This window comes from Pelagicoccus albus, from assembly GCF_014230145.1.
Classification (GTDB): domain Bacteria; phylum Verrucomicrobiota; class Verrucomicrobiia; order Opitutales; family Opitutaceae; genus Pelagicoccus; species Pelagicoccus albus.
The window spans coordinates 973,632-986,772 of record NZ_JACHVC010000012.1 but is presented as its reverse complement, the minus strand read 5'-3'; the positions used below and the strand labels follow the sequence as shown (position 1 = coordinate 986,772).

Genomic DNA, 13,141 nt, shown 5'->3' with positions numbered 1-13,141 from the left:
TCGCTATATATTACTTATCGATCGCGCTTAGCTTCCAAGCGCTTGAGGAAAGTTCCCATGATGGCGAGGTAGAGTTCGTCTCCGATTAGCTCGTCTTCGATGCCGGCGTCTATGCTTGGATTGTCGTTTACTTCAATGACTAGGGCGACATCGCCACTCTGTTTAATATCAACTCCGTAGAATCCATTTCCTATCAAGGCGGCAGCTTTGATCGCTGTCTCAATGACTACTGGCGGAACTTGGTCGATAGGCACTCCTGCGCTGTCGCCGGAAGAGTCTGCGCCCTTGACCGCGTGATTGTAGATTTGCCAATGCCCCTTGCTCATGTAGTAGCGGCAGGCATAGAGCGGTACGCCATCGATAACTCCGATGCGCCAATCAAAGTCGGTAGGGACGAACTCTTGGGCGATGAGTACGCTAGATGTATTGAGAAGATCTTTACAGAGGCTGAGGAGTTCTGGCTCGCTCTTGACCTTGTGCACTCCGATGGAGAAGGAACCGTCTGGTATTTTGACTACTAGCGGATAGGAGAAACCGGGCGATATCTCGTGCAGGTTTCGCTTTGTGATCAGGGTTGAAGTGGGAGTCGGGATGTTTTTGGCCCGCAACAGCTCTGCTAGGTAAACTTTGTTGCAGCAGCGACGGATCGATTCTGGGTCGTCGATGACAACCATTCCGGAACGTTCCGCTTTTAGGGCGAATCGCATGGTGTGGTTGTCGAGTCGCGTTGTCTCTCGAAGAAAGAGGGCGTCGAATTCCATCAAGCGCGGCAAGTCGCGAGGGGAAATGATTTCGGCCCGCATATCCAGTTGGTTGGCAGCCTTGCAAAACTTGGCCAAGGCAGCCTCATCTGACGGGGCGTTGGCTTCCTGAGCGTTGACGAGAATGGCGATTTCGTAGCGATAAGTTTTGCTTGGCTGGTCTCTCCTCCAACGCTTGTGGAGCATGGCTTCGAGCTGGTCAGCTATGAATTCGTGATGCTCGTCCGGAGTTTGGTGTAGGCCAAGTTGGTTAATCTCCTTGAGCTTCCATTTTCCGTCTACCTTTAGGAATTGGTACTGAACGAGTGGGCACGGAAATAGGGCGTAGAGTCGCTTCGCCAACTTGTCGTAGGATTTGGCCAAGTTCTTGCCGAAGTAGACGCTAAGTGTGAATTGGCTGGTCGTTAACCGCTTGAAGGAGGACTGGAAGAGTTCCTCTAGATCCCCCACGGCATCCCGGATAAGCAGTTTGCTCTCGATCTGGTGCAAGGTCTTCGCTTCCGGCAGGCAACGATGGTTTCTCGCTTCTGCGAGAAGAGAGACGTAGTAGCTTGTGGAAAGGGCCTTTCGGTGCGAACAAAGGTTTACGATCTTCAGTCTTTTGCGATCTGCGTACTCGGAAGATAGATACTGTGCAGAAGTGACGGTCGGAAACGATTTGAAGCGCGTTGGAATTTTGCTCGGGGAATCGACCACGATACGGAAATTCAGTTCCGACCGGATCTCGGTATTGAAAGATGTCATTTGCTCGGTTTTTCGATGACCAAAAGGTTGGCGTCGTAGGTGACGATCCCGAGCATGACCGAGTTGATCAGCCGCTGGGGAGCGATCGCATATAGTTGTGTTTCCGATAGGGGATTCTTTAAGTAGGGATCTGCGACGAGGATTTGTTTATTCGCATGATCGTATTCAAATAACGTTACAAAGTGGCCCTCTACATCGCCGACCACGTCGTCTTCTTTGCCGCTTTTCTTTAGTCTCGCGCTGCGGTACAGGTGGGTGGAGTTTAGGCCCGCGATCACGGGACCACCTTTTGCCAGAAGCATTGCGAGCAGTTCAGAGTCGAGCTCGTCAAAACGGATTTCGCCTCCCTTTTGGAGGAATTCAATGTAGGCGCTGAGGTTCGCTCGCGCTCGTTTACTGTGGGAGTGTTCCCGTCGCAGCGCGAGTTTTGGGATGATTTGCTCCGAGCTGAGGTTTGCCCACGTAGGGTCGAACACACGTAGGTTGTAGCTGTAAATAGTCGCAGAGTAGCCTCGCTCCAAAGCGTGATTGGCCAACATCACCGAATAGGTTCCACCATCCGGATTCTCCGGTATTTCAGAGATGATTTCTTCGAGGGGATATTCGTCCTCGAAGTGGTGATAAACTGCGTGAAGGCAGGTCGGGCCGCAACTGGTTTCAGTCGGCTGGGCCAGCATCTTGATGCCTGGCCTCGTGGTGTTCGTTTTCATTGTTCAGGCCTTCGCTAGGAGAGGGCCCTCGTGTTTCGCATTGTTGAGTTTGTGAGGGCGGATGATATTATTGCCGAACCCACTGCCAAGTCGGATTTTGTTTCCTGAGCGTGAATTTTTGTTTTTGGGAGCTGAAATTTTCCGCTCAGCGCCTGTGGTTTGTTTAGAACCGTAAAAAAGGATCTTAGAAGACGGCTTGGGTAAAACGAAACCGCCCGCGGGGTGTCCCCGGGGCGGCTCGGTTGGTCAGATGTCTAATTCTGTGATAGGTACGGCTCGCGGTTCGCTAGATAGTAGATTGCTTGTAGTGTTCCTCTACCTTTTCGCTTGTTGCATCGGCAGCCTCTTGAGCGGTGGCGAGGGCTTCGTCCTTAGCGGCCTTGGCTTTGTTGCGCAACTTGCTGACTGTGTCGGCCAGGGCACCGGTTTCCTTCCGAGAGTTGGGAATGGCCATGCCGATCAGAATGCCAGCGGCGACTGCTCCACCGAGGAACGCAAGCGGGTGTTTTTCGAACGATGACTTAACGTTTGATTGAGCGTTTCGGCTCGCAGCTCCGACTCGTTCTCGGGCCTCGACATAAGTCTCTTTTGCCTTAGCCGAGGCAGTGTCGATTTGGCTGCGGGTTCTTTCAGTAATATCGGCCGCAGTCTCGCTTATTTTGGCTTTTGCAGCCTTAGAGCGTTCGCTTACTTTGTCCATTACACCAGTTGAGTTTTCGGTGGCGTGGTTGTTTTCCCATGTGTGGTCCATGGCTGTTGTTGTGGTGTCTTTTAATTCGTTCATTTTGTTTTTGGTTGGTGGTTCCTGTTTGTGATTTTTAGCGTCCCTTTTCGTTTTGGTTCTTTGATTTGCTAGCGAAGACGATGCCTGCAGCGATTAGGAAGAAAGGGACTGGGTTTCGCTTTACGTGATCAATTGCGGCTCCGGCCACTTGTTTAAGTTTGTCGGTCGCTATTTCGGCTAAGGCATCCGACGAGTCATCCACGTATCCGCGTATCAGTTTTTTGGGGCTAAGCTCGTGTCCCAAACTATCGATTGTATCCGACACGCGGGCACGCGTCTGTTGAACTTTCAGTCTTAATTCGTCACTGGATGCACTGCCGTCATCTGGAATTCTTTGCTGTATCATTTCGTGGTGTCCTCCGCTTTCGCCAGAAGCCATTGGCCGTGCTCCTCAAGAGTTCTCAGCGTTTTGTCTGGAATCAGGTCTTCGGCGTTGAGGTTTCGGGCATTTCGTTTGGCCATGATGTAGCCTGTGGTCCCCATGGTGAGCGCCGTGGTGAGGGTGGTGACCCAGGCCGCGTGTTCGTAGCTCATGACTTCTGGGGCGAGCAGGGCTATCACCAGCAAGTTGAGCCCCACGATAGCGAAGAACGTTCCGATCAGCAAAACCGCGAATCCAGTTAGCGTGGCTGTCAGGGCCTTCGTGGCGTTAGAAACGTTTTCGCTGAGCTCCTTTCTAAGGAGTGCTGTCGTGGCCTGAAATAGAGATGCGAACTCGTCTCGGAGCTCTCCGAACAATCCTGGGATGTCGGCGGTGCTCCGACCTCGATTCATCGTTTCTTTTGTCTGCATGATTCCTCCCAGGTTTAGTTGTTTAGGCTTGGTCCTCACCGCTGTTTGCGGTGAGAAGTCGACCGACTATAAAGCCAGCCGCGAGTGCAGCCCCTAGGGTGAGGAGGGGTTGCTTCTTGACTGTATTGGCTGAGTCTTTGACCAGCTGCTCTGGCGAGTTTTCGTCGAGGTAGTCCACCGCGCCCTTGATTTTATCCGCCATCTGGCGAGTTGCTTCTGCAGCGGGGATTTCGTTGTTCTTCTCCAGAGATTTTGAGGCCTTGTTCAAGGCGGTGTCGAAGTTGCTCATTCGCTCTGACAGACGGGACTTCGCTTGATTGCCCAGCTGCTTGGACTTTTCTTCTAGAGCTTCGCACACTTCTCTTTTGCGTTCGGAGAGCCAGTCTTCGTTGGACGACAGAGGTGATGGTGTTTGTGCTTCGTTTTCGTAAGCCGGATCGATTCCTGAGTTGGTTTGTGTAGTCATGTGGTATGGTGGGCTAAGTTTACTTTTTCGTTTGCCACACCATCTAGCAGACTCGGGACCGGGTTGGTTGTGAGTTTTTGTAAGTGGTTCACATGTAGGGAGATAAAAAACAAAAAAATATTATTAGATTTAGAACCTCGACTCAGTGTTGCGAAGCGCAGACCTCGTTGAACCCTTTCTTATGCAACTTGCACGGGGTAAATGGGGACTGGGAATTAGTAACAAGATTCAGGATACGTAAGCTCGATTACTCCGCGTCATTACGGTTGAGCGGGAGGCTGAGTAGCTTTCTTTGCGAATGGGCAGATCATCTCGTAACTGAAACCTGGAGACGCAAAATACAGGCCCTAAACCACAGAACCGTGGCATGAAAATTATGCCACGGTCCCCAGCCCGATGGTTCGGGCATTTCTTAGTAAAGTTGTTATTGCTTTCGTCTAGCTCGCCGCGAGCTCGCGGTAGCCCGAGCGGTAGGTGAAGTCGTTGAGCTCGAGATCCAAGGTTCTAATCTGGCAAAGTGTGCTGGAGCGGAGAACAAGCTCGTCGAATGGGTAGGTTATGGCAGCTAGCTCCTCTACAATGTCCCGCGAGTTTACGGGGGTGAGCTGCCCAGCTTTGAAGAGAGCTGCTATCATCTGGCATTTTTCGCGGATTGAGGTGCTCAGATTTTTTGGCAGCCAAGATTCTGTCTCGAGCTTAGCAAGAATGAAGTCAGTTCTGGCTTTCATATCAGCAGCAGTTTTGAGAGTTGCTAGTTCTGTTTTGGCCCACTCATCTACGGCGATTTTATTGAATTTCCATTCCATACAAGATTTGGAATTACGCGACTTTGTTTCTGTTATCATTTTCTGTCTCTCAGATCAGCTGGTTAACTTTGTGGGGGATATCACAAATTTCATGCCAAGTGTTGGATTTCTGGTCACTTAAAGTGTGGGAGCTCTTTCTCTCCTCGGAGGAAAAGGAGTAGAAAATTGAATACAGTCTCTGCGAACGTTGTGAACCGATGGATCCCATTGCAACTTGAGGGGGCTTCGATGCAAAACGCCGGTTGTTCTAGGGGGCATTTTCTCTATCTGCTTAATAGGGTGGCCAGTTGCCGTGTGCTTTCGAAATGTGCTGCAGCAGCTTTTGCCGCTACCAATAGCGGCACTGCCATCACTGCTCCTACAACTCCCCACATCCATCCTAGGAAGACTAACACAAGTATGATGAAGATGGGGTTAATCATGAAGGAGCGTCCCAGTATCATAGGCGTGATGAAATGGCCTTCCAATACGGTGAGCAGCAGATAAACGCCTGGATAGACAAGCGCGACTTGTGGATCGCTGTTAACGGTGAAGGAAGCGAGGCCAAGGAGACCTACCCCTGCGATTGCTCCGAGGTATGGTATGAAATTAAACATAGTCGCCAGGGCTCCCCAAAGAATTGGGTTTTCAAAGCCAAGGGCGAAGAGAGAAATGCCGACGCATAGACCGAGCGCGACGTTTATGAGAGAAACAGTTACTAAGTATTTAGATACGCTAGTTTCTACTTCCCTGGCTGCATCGACCGCTTTTATTTTGTCACGGAGTCTAGGAGATATTTCCACAACCCGTCTCATCAGCAAGTCGCCGTATGCGAGGAGGAAGAAAAGAAAAATGAGAGTCGAGATGACTGCTCCGATTACGATGGGAGTTTGGTTTAAAACTACGTTGATGAAGTCAGATTCTTTCATTCTAACCACGACCTCTCTTCCGCCGTCTTCTCCCTGTGCCATCTGATTCAGACGCTCTGAGGCGGCATTTACGTTGTCGACAGGCCGCTTTATTGATTCCAGGAGCCGTTCGACTCGGTCAAAGCTTTGGGGGGCTTTTTCAAGCCACTCGATGGCGGGTGTAGAAAGAGCGTAGATTCCGTATGTGAAGGAAGCCGTGAATAGGCCGACGACTAGGAAGGCAGCGATTACGCGGGGAATCTTCAATCTTGTCAGGATCCGCACAAAGGGGATCAGTGCGTACGCTAGAAGCAGGGAAGAGAAAACGGGGAGCAAGAATCCTCGGGCGACGTAGAGGGTTACGAATATGATGATTGAGAACACCACCCACTGACTTGCATGAGGTTGGGGGAGTGGTACGCTAAGAGGCGAGTTTGCTTGAGAGCGGCCTTGGTCTGGATGGGTGGGCTTCATGCTGGATTCCTGAGTGCAACGTTTTCCCGAACTTTGGCGGCGGGTCGTTACGACTTGCCGACGGTCTTCAAAGCTTTGGAGGAGGATCTGATGCCTCGCTCGATTTGCGCCAAATCCTAATGAGGCACGGTCGCGAATGAGTTAAGTAGCCTGAAATCAGTCCCTTATGCGATTTTTTCTCAAGTAGGTGAGACTGCTTTCCGCGTCAGCTTGGCACGGTTTCGCTGCGGCCTGCATGAATGAGGTTGTTGTGCGGATGCGCTTTGCATGGCCACTTTTCAGTGGCACGCTTGTCCCTCGTGGGTATTTGAACTGTACAGGGTCGTGACCTCGACATCGGGCGCAAATACGGCTACTGGGTCTAGGCATGAAGTTGTGCCTGCCCTTATCGTTTTTGTTTACCCTTCTGTGTAGCCTTCCTATCGCCGTCAGGGGAGCGGATAGACCGCAAGGCAGGCTATGGGCAACGCGATCGGAGGTGGTCGCTCAAAACGGCATCGTAGCGACTTCAGAGCCTCTAGCCTCGCAGGTTGGGCTTGAAGTGCTCAAGCGGGGCGGCTCGGCAGTAGACGCGGCTATTGCCGCCAACGCAATGCAGGGTCTGGTCTCTCCTTATGTCAATGGAATGGGAGGCGACCTCTTCGCGATTGTTTGGGATCCTAAAACGGAAAAACTTTACGGACTCAACGCCAGTGGCCGGTCTCCTTTGGGACTGACTCGAGAGGTATTCGAAGCGAACGGGATCACGGAATCGATTCCTACTTATGGAAAGTACTCCGTCTCTGTTCCCGGTTGCGTAGATGGCTGGTTCGAACTTCACGGACAATTTGGCACCCTGTCGATGGAAGAGATTTTGAATCCGGTGATTGAATACGCACGGAAGGGTGCACCCATTACTCAGCTTTCTTCTAATAGTTGGAAAAATAGTGTTCGGGTACGCGGGACTTGGGATAATCAGCCAGGTTTTCTGGATACGTTTTCGATTGATGGTAGGGGACCAGAGAAAGGAGAAATCTGGAAGAACGAAGCTCTAGCAAATACCTTAGAGAAGATCGCCCAGGGGGGACGTGACGTTTTCTACCGTGGCGAAATTGCGGATACTATTGACGCGTATTTTCAGGAAATCGATGGTTACCTCAGGAAAGAAGATCTGGTTGCTCATCGAAGCGAATGGGTGGAACCCGTCTCAACAAATTACCGAGGCTGGGATGTTTGGGAGCTTCCCCCCAATGGTCAGGGTATCGCCGCTCTGCAGATGTTGAATATCTTGGAAGGTTACGATATCGCTTCCATGGGATTTGGCAGTGCGGAGTATATTCATGCTTTGGTCGAGGCGAAGAAGCTAGCGTTTGAGGACCGCGCGAAGTACTACGCAGATCCGGAGTTTAGCGAGATCCCGCTGGATTGGTTGATTTCCAAGGAGTACGCAGCTGAGCGTCGTGCTTTGATCGATACAGAGCGAGCGGCCCGTGAGTATGCACCCGGAGTCCTACAGCATGGGGAGACGATCTATCTCTGTGCTGCGGACAAAGATGGCATGATGGTGTCTCTCATTCAGAGTAACTTTGCCGGTTTTGGATCAGGAGTCTGTATTCCAGAGCTTGGTTTTGGCTTTCAGAACCGTGGCGCGTCATTTACCTTTGAAGAGGGGCACGCCAATCAATATCAGCCAGGAAAACGCCCCTTTCACACGATCATTCCGGCATTCGTGACTGAGGACGGAAAGCCGCTCATCGCATTTGGTGTTATGGGCGGGCAAATGCAGCCGCAGGGCCATACGCAGATTATCGTGAACCTGAAAGACTTTGGGATGAATCTGCAGGAGGCGGGCGATGCTCCCCGTGTCAACCACATGGGCTCGACCCAGCCTTTTGGCCCAGATGGCAAGATGACCGATGGAGGTGAGGTTTTGTACGAGTCTGGAATCCCGCCAGAAGTGGTGAGAGATCTGGCGCTCAAGAGACACAAGATGATGCAGGGGATAGGGTATTACTTCGGCGGATACCAAGCTATTATGCGTGATCCTGCGACTGGGGTTTATCTCGGCGCTTCGGAGAGTCGGTCCGATGGGCAAGCAGCGGGTTATTGAGAGCTGAGCCGGAGCGTGATATTCATGATTACGAATTCCGCAGGTCGCAGGAGTGACACGCCGACTTGGATTTTTACAAGACCTCCGTCTAGGTCGGCCATGTTCATGGTGACTCCGTATCCGCAGCGAACCTTGAACGCTTGGTTTTGACTTTGACCCGCAAAGGCTCCTGCTCTCCAAAGCGATTGGAGAAATGATTCGGTTACTTGGCAAATGGATTGCCAAGTGTTTGCGTCGTTGGGCTCAAAGACGAATGCTTGCAGCCCTCTTGCGATTGATTGTTCGAGAAAGATCAGTGTTCTTCGGGCAGGCACGTAACGGAGCTCCGAGTGATTCCCGGCGAGGGTACGTGTACCCCAGACGAGGATTCCTCGGCCCGGAAAGCTGCGTATCACATTTATCGATTTGCCGCTTGCCGGGTCTACGTTGAGAGGAGCCTGTTGAGGATTTGTAAGTTGTAGCGAGATATTTGATACGCCTTGTAGGGCGACATTGGCTGGGGCTTTCCAGGCTCCACGCTGCAGGTCGGTTTTGGCGATAACTCCGGCGACAGCTCCGCACGGTGGCAAGCGATTGGCTGCCTTTTGCATCCCCAACTCTAGGCGGCGATATTCGTCGCTCACTGATTCAAGCTTCTTGTTGTACTCGGAGATGGATGTCTCGGTTTGGGGCGATTCGGAGATCGATTGTAGGATAGATGCCGCCTCGCGATTCGGCCTGTTGGGCGGATTTAAGATTTCCTCAAGTTGGGAAGGGTCGCCATTGATGACATTCCGGTAGTCGATTTCCTGAGACCGAATGATGTTCGCTTCGAGAAAGGGGTAATAAGCAATTCCGTAACTCAAGTTTTCGTCTCCCAAGCGGGTACGAAACGAGGCGATATCGTTCAGGTAGCTTCCAACCTCGGGAGCTTTTCCTTCACCAACATCGAAAAGACTGACTGCTGATTTCGTCTTAGCATTCAGACGCAGCATATTTTGCATCATTTCAGCATTTTCGTTTGGAGAGAGAAGGACAGAGTCAGGACAAAGGTAGAGGGAAGGCTCCGTTTCCTTTTCCAATTTTGCGAGACCGGCTAGAAGCTCTTTGAGCTGAACATTGGGGTTAACGATAGATTTGGGATCTGGGGCCGGTGAACCGACAGCGGGACCGTAAGACCCAGTTGAGACTATGTATGCCTCTTTCCCACCGTTGCTGAAGAAGAGACGAAGGCTTTGGTAGAGGTAATATACCGTACCCGGGTCTGGAACGATCGAGTAGTCCGTTCCGTTCAGGTTGATACGATCAAGGTCTGTGGAGGAAGTGGAGGTTTCGAGATGGAAAATGGGCACGGGCGACTTCCCTCGTGCTGCAAACGTTCCGCCATAGATATCATCGAACTCCTGCAGTGACGTGATTTTTGTGGGCAAGAAACGATAAGATTTCCCTTCAAATTCGAAAACGGGGGTATAGCCGATGAAGGCGGCTCCGCTCGTTGACGCGGAGTTTATCGATTTCGAGGTGAAACTTACCTCTTCGACGTAGACTCCGGGGGTTCTGTAGATTCGGCGAGGCATAGGGATTGGGGGTTCCGGCTGTCGGGCTAAGAGCTGAATTATCTCGGAAGGATGCCTCGTCTGGCTGCTTCTCTCAAGTCCGATCCGTGATCCCACTTGGCGTGGTTTTTCTGGTCCCGTCCCAATCCATTGCACAAAAAAGGCTTAGCGATTATTTCGCTAAGCCGTGGAAAGTGGTGCGGGTAGACAGAATCGAACTGTCGCAACCAGTTTGGAAGACTGGAGTTCTACCACTAAACTATACCCGCTTCGAAGTAGGGCTGGGTTTAGATCAAAAACACGGTACCTAGGTCAAGCGTTTTGTATAATTGATTTCTTATGGTGCTTTGAGTCGGTTGCCGAATCGCTCCCTCGGCAAGGGGTTTGGGTACTTTTCAGAAAAAATGGGAAGGATTTATTAAAAAATGTAAAAACCAGTCTGCGGGAATTACCGAGAGGGAGTCCCTAGTCATGAGGTTCCGTACATGTTACCATCCGAATGAGGTGTTTTGGCAGTTTCAGTCTATTCGACCGTTAAACATCAGACGGAACTCTGGTTCTCGGCAAAGGCGCGATTAGGGTTCCTCCTATAGGGTGTTTAACTTTTACTCGTTTGGGACTGCGTAAGGGAATAGCAGTTGTTTCTCATTTGTAACCCCGGGTTACGTACTACCACTTACCGTAATTGAGCAGCGGGACCAATAGATTTTATTTTAAAATAAGCTAATATGCATCTGGGTTTAGGATTCTGATCGAACTCGTCTCTTCGGAGACAGCTAGGGTAACAGCAGGCTATAGTCGATCAGGAGCTTTTGCTCACATACAAGAGTTGGATTCCTGGGCCGACGATCTTAGATCGTCGGCCTTCTTGTTTCCAGACCTCGAGAAGGTCGATGGAAACTCTGCACGCTTGCCTAGGAGCGATTTCAGGCTAGGCCTTAGGTCGATTGTTCCCACCTTGCCGTGAAGCTTGCTGCCAAGATAGTCCTATCGATTTTTGCCCTTGGGGCAGTGTGGTTGTATGCCGCTTATCTTGTTATGGACACGCCCTGGCGTGATCGAGCTACGAGAACCGCGGAAGGGAAATCTGAGGAACTCGCCGAAGCTGAAAAGCCGGTCGACCTCCTGGAGGAGGCTCGAAGGGGCGTTGTTTTGGCGGCTTTCGATGAGCAGCATTTTACGGATTCGATCTTAGGGCGGGACGATTTCGAGGGCGGACTGCTTTTGGCAGAAGGTCTGAGAGAGATGTCTTCGGACCAACTAGAGCGTCACTTTGTCGAGCTCATGGCTCGAGACTTGGAGGACCGTCGTTCGCTGGATTATGCCGGTCGAGTCTTGCGAGAGATTGCGAGTCGCGAGCCTGAATTGGGAGTTGGCCTTTTGGGTGCTTTGACTCCAGCTGAGAAAGTGGAGATGGCATCCTTTGTTGTCGAAGGTTGGACGGGAGAGGACCCCGAGGCAGCGTTTGGTTGGGCGCGTTCAGCTTGGCTGGGACCCGATGGCGGCTTTATCGACCGCGATCTGCAAAACCGGCTGACCGCGGTGGCAGTCGACACACTTGTTTTGGAGCAGGAGGATTACGCGAAGGCGGCTACGTTTTTGCAAGAACTGGTGGATCCTCAGCTGCGGGCGGAGCTTACGGGCTTAGTGGCGCAGAGAATCGTGGGAGATGGACCGGAGCGGGCGCTTGATCGCTTGGCCATGATGGAAGACGGTTTTTTTGACAGCCCCATTTTAGATGCGGTGGCAGAGCAATGGGCGGCTCGAGACGGAGAGGGGGCAGCCAGTTGGGTTTTGGCCAATGAGGGTGATATGTCGGATTTGGGAGTCCGGAATGTGGCTCGAGAGCTTACTCTCGCTTCGCAGGAAGCGGCGCTGGGCGATTTGTACGAAGGGCTTGTTTCGGTTAGCAAGCGGTATTCGGTAGCGGCGGAGGCGGCTCGCTTGATGGCTCGTCGCGATCCCGCTGGCTCCGCGGATTGGGCTCGGGCAATTGGGGAACCGATTGCCAGGCGAGAGGCGGTTTTTAACGCTTTGGCGGAGATCGGTTACGAGAGCTTTTCCAGTTCGGTGGATTATATCGACTATGTGTATGAGGCCGCCGATGCGGAAAGGATGCCGGTGGTATTCACGACTTTGAAGGACTGGCTTTCGGTGGATGGAGAAGCGGTTGCGGGTTACTTGGGCTCGGGGCGAGCGAATTTGTCGGCGGATTTGAGCGACGAATTGCTGGAGGCTCTGGTCGCTTCGCCAAACGGCTGAAATCGCTGCTTGTGCTTGCGTGGCGCTCGGGTATCCGCCTTGTTGGCCAGCTAGCATGAGAAACGTGATCTGCATGAAGTGGGGGACCCGTTACGGTCCGGAGTACGTAAACCGTTTGAAATCGATGGTTAAGCGGCACTTGTCGTACGAGCACCGCTTTGTCTGTTTCACCGATCACGCGGAAGGAATCGACTCAGATGTGGAAGTCTTGCCGCTGCCGACTTTGGATTTGCCGGAAGGGGCGCCGGAGCGGGGCTGGAACAAGCTCACCATGTTTCCCGAGAAGCTGCACGACTTGGAGGGCGATACTTTGTTTTTGGACCTAGACGTGGTGATTCTGGATAGCATCGATCCGTTTTTCGAGGAGGAGGGAGAGTTCCTAATCATTAACGACTGGAAGTACCCGCGTCGCGTGACTGGCAACTCCTCTGTGTTCCGTTTTCGTCCCGGGGCTCACCCGTATGTGTTGGACTATTTTCTCAATAACTTGGAGAAGGTGCGGGCCCGTTTTCGCAATGAACAGGCTTATCTCAGCGATCAGATTCATCAGCATGGGAAGCTGAAGTACTGGCCTGCCGAGTGGTGTTGCAGCTACAAGTACCACTGTTTGCCGACTGCTCCGCTTAACTACTTTATCAAGCCCCAATACCCGAAGGGAACTCGCATCGCTATCTTCCACGGCAACCCGAAGTTGCAGGAAGCTCTGGAGGGCACGTCTTTTTGGGTCCGTCGCTACTCTCGCCCCGCAAAGTGGGTCGAGGAGAACTGGCGCTAGCGTAGGAGTGAAGGTATTGCTAACATACTGGTGGACAGAGGCCTAGGCTATTTCGA

12 protein-coding genes and 1 tRNA gene are annotated in these 13,141 nt (G+C 52.0%); 3 read left to right on the top strand and 10 right to left on the bottom strand.

Annotation, left to right across the window (positions count from 1 at the left end):
• Positions 1-14: 14 nt before the first annotated feature.
• The 8 genes from H5P27_RS13905 to H5P27_RS13870 all read right to left on the bottom strand — a co-directional run bounded on the left by H5P27_RS13905 (position 15) and on the right by H5P27_RS13870 (position 6,424).
• Positions 15-1,505, bottom strand: coding sequence for a RimK family protein (locus H5P27_RS13905; RefSeq protein WP_185661000.1), 1,491 nt, complete (start codon positions 1,503-1,505; stop codon positions 15-17).
• Complete coding sequence (locus tag H5P27_RS13900; RefSeq protein WP_185660999.1) at positions 1,502-2,215, bottom strand: cysteine peptidase family C39 domain-containing protein; 714 nt, start codon at positions 2,213-2,215, stop codon at positions 1,502-1,504. The genes H5P27_RS13905 and H5P27_RS13900 overlap by 4 nt, the downstream gene beginning before the upstream one ends.
• A gap of 286 nt (positions 2,216-2,501) precedes the next feature.
• Positions 2,502-2,999, bottom strand: a complete 498-nt coding sequence (locus H5P27_RS13895; RefSeq protein ID WP_185660998.1) for a hypothetical protein — start codon at positions 2,997-2,999, stop codon at positions 2,502-2,504.
• Between the two features lie 34 nt (positions 3,000-3,033).
• Positions 3,034-3,345, bottom strand: coding sequence for a DUF3618 domain-containing protein (locus H5P27_RS13890; protein WP_185660997.1), 312 nt, complete (start codon positions 3,343-3,345; stop codon positions 3,034-3,036).
• Complete coding sequence (locus H5P27_RS13885) at positions 3,342-3,791, bottom strand: phage holin family protein (protein WP_185660996.1); 450 nt, start codon at positions 3,789-3,791, stop codon at positions 3,342-3,344. Before H5P27_RS13885 ends, H5P27_RS13890 begins: the two co-directional genes overlap by 4 nt.
• A 22-nt stretch (positions 3,792-3,813) precedes the next feature.
• Complete coding sequence (locus H5P27_RS13880) at positions 3,814-4,257, bottom strand: hypothetical protein (RefSeq protein ID WP_185660995.1); 444 nt, start codon at positions 4,255-4,257, stop codon at positions 3,814-3,816.
• 437 nt (positions 4,258-4,694) lie between these two features.
• Positions 4,695-5,102 (bottom strand): hypothetical protein, encoded by a 408-nt coding sequence (locus H5P27_RS13875; RefSeq protein WP_185660994.1) that lies wholly within the window; start codon positions 5,100-5,102, stop codon positions 4,695-4,697.
• A 224-nt stretch (positions 5,103-5,326) separates the two neighbouring features.
• The gene (locus H5P27_RS13870) at positions 5,327-6,424 is read right to left on the bottom strand and encodes an AI-2E family transporter (protein ID WP_185660993.1); all 1,098 of its coding nucleotides are present in this window, start codon (positions 6,422-6,424) and stop codon (positions 5,327-5,329) included.
• A gap of 367 nt (positions 6,425-6,791) precedes the next feature.
• On the opposite strand from H5P27_RS13870, the gene ggt reads away from it, so the two are divergent.
• A complete protein-coding gene (gene ggt, locus H5P27_RS13865) occupies positions 6,792-8,513 on the top strand; it encodes a gamma-glutamyltransferase (RefSeq protein WP_185660992.1) in 1,722 nt (573 codons plus the stop codon).
• Here the strand turns inward: ggt and H5P27_RS13860 are convergent.
• Positions 8,507-10,069, bottom strand: coding sequence for a phage tail sheath family protein (locus tag H5P27_RS13860; protein WP_185660991.1), 1,563 nt, complete (start codon positions 10,067-10,069; stop codon positions 8,507-8,509). The two genes, ggt and H5P27_RS13860, sit on opposite strands and share 7 nt — an antisense overlap.
• 174 nt (positions 10,070-10,243) lie before the next feature.
• Positions 10,244-10,317, bottom strand: a tRNA-Gly gene (locus H5P27_RS13855).
• Between the two features lie 694 nt (positions 10,318-11,011).
• Here H5P27_RS13855 and H5P27_RS13850 point away from each other — a divergent pair.
• Both H5P27_RS13850 and H5P27_RS13845 read left to right on the top strand, forming a co-directional pair.
• Positions 11,012-12,310: a hypothetical protein gene (locus H5P27_RS13850; protein WP_185660990.1), complete on the top strand. Its 1,299-nt coding sequence runs from the start codon at positions 11,012-11,014 to the stop codon at positions 12,308-12,310.
• Positions 12,311-12,365: 55 nt separating this feature from the next.
• Positions 12,366-13,085: a hypothetical protein gene (locus H5P27_RS13845; protein WP_221774714.1), complete on the top strand. Its 720-nt coding sequence runs from the start codon at positions 12,366-12,368 to the stop codon at positions 13,083-13,085.
• The last annotated feature ends 56 nt before the right edge of the window (positions 13,086-13,141 follow it).

Coding starts and splice junctions, on each gene's coding strand:
- H5P27_RS13860 (WP_185660991.1), bottom strand. CDS start 10,069: ATGCCTCGCCGAATCTACAGAACCCCCGGAGTCTACGTCGAAGAGGTA.
- H5P27_RS13885 (WP_185660996.1), bottom strand. CDS start 3,791: ATGCAGACAAAAGAAACGATGAATCGAGGTCGGAGCACCGCCGACATC.
- H5P27_RS13895 (WP_185660998.1), bottom strand. CDS start 2,999: ATGAACGAATTAAAAGACACCACAACAACAGCCATGGACCACACATGG.
- H5P27_RS13845 (WP_221774714.1), top strand. CDS start 12,366: ATGAGAAACGTGATCTGCATGAAGTGGGGGACCCGTTACGGTCCGGAG.
- H5P27_RS13905 (WP_185661000.1), bottom strand. CDS start 1,505: ATGACATCTTTCAATACCGAGATCCGGTCGGAACTGAATTTCCGTATC.
- H5P27_RS13870 (WP_185660993.1), bottom strand. CDS start 6,424: ATGAAGCCCACCCATCCAGACCAAGGCCGCTCTCAAGCAAACTCGCCT.
- H5P27_RS13875 (WP_185660994.1), bottom strand. CDS start 5,102: ATGATAACAGAAACAAAGTCGCGTAATTCCAAATCTTGTATGGAATGG.
- ggt (WP_185660992.1), top strand. CDS start 6,792: ATGAAGTTGTGCCTGCCCTTATCGTTTTTGTTTACCCTTCTGTGTAGC.
- H5P27_RS13880 (WP_185660995.1), bottom strand. CDS start 4,257: ATGACTACACAAACCAACTCAGGAATCGATCCGGCTTACGAAAACGAA.
- H5P27_RS13890 (WP_185660997.1), bottom strand. CDS start 3,345: ATGATACAGCAAAGAATTCCAGATGACGGCAGTGCATCCAGTGACGAA.
- H5P27_RS13900 (WP_185660999.1), bottom strand. CDS start 2,215: ATGAAAACGAACACCACGAGGCCAGGCATCAAGATGCTGGCCCAGCCG.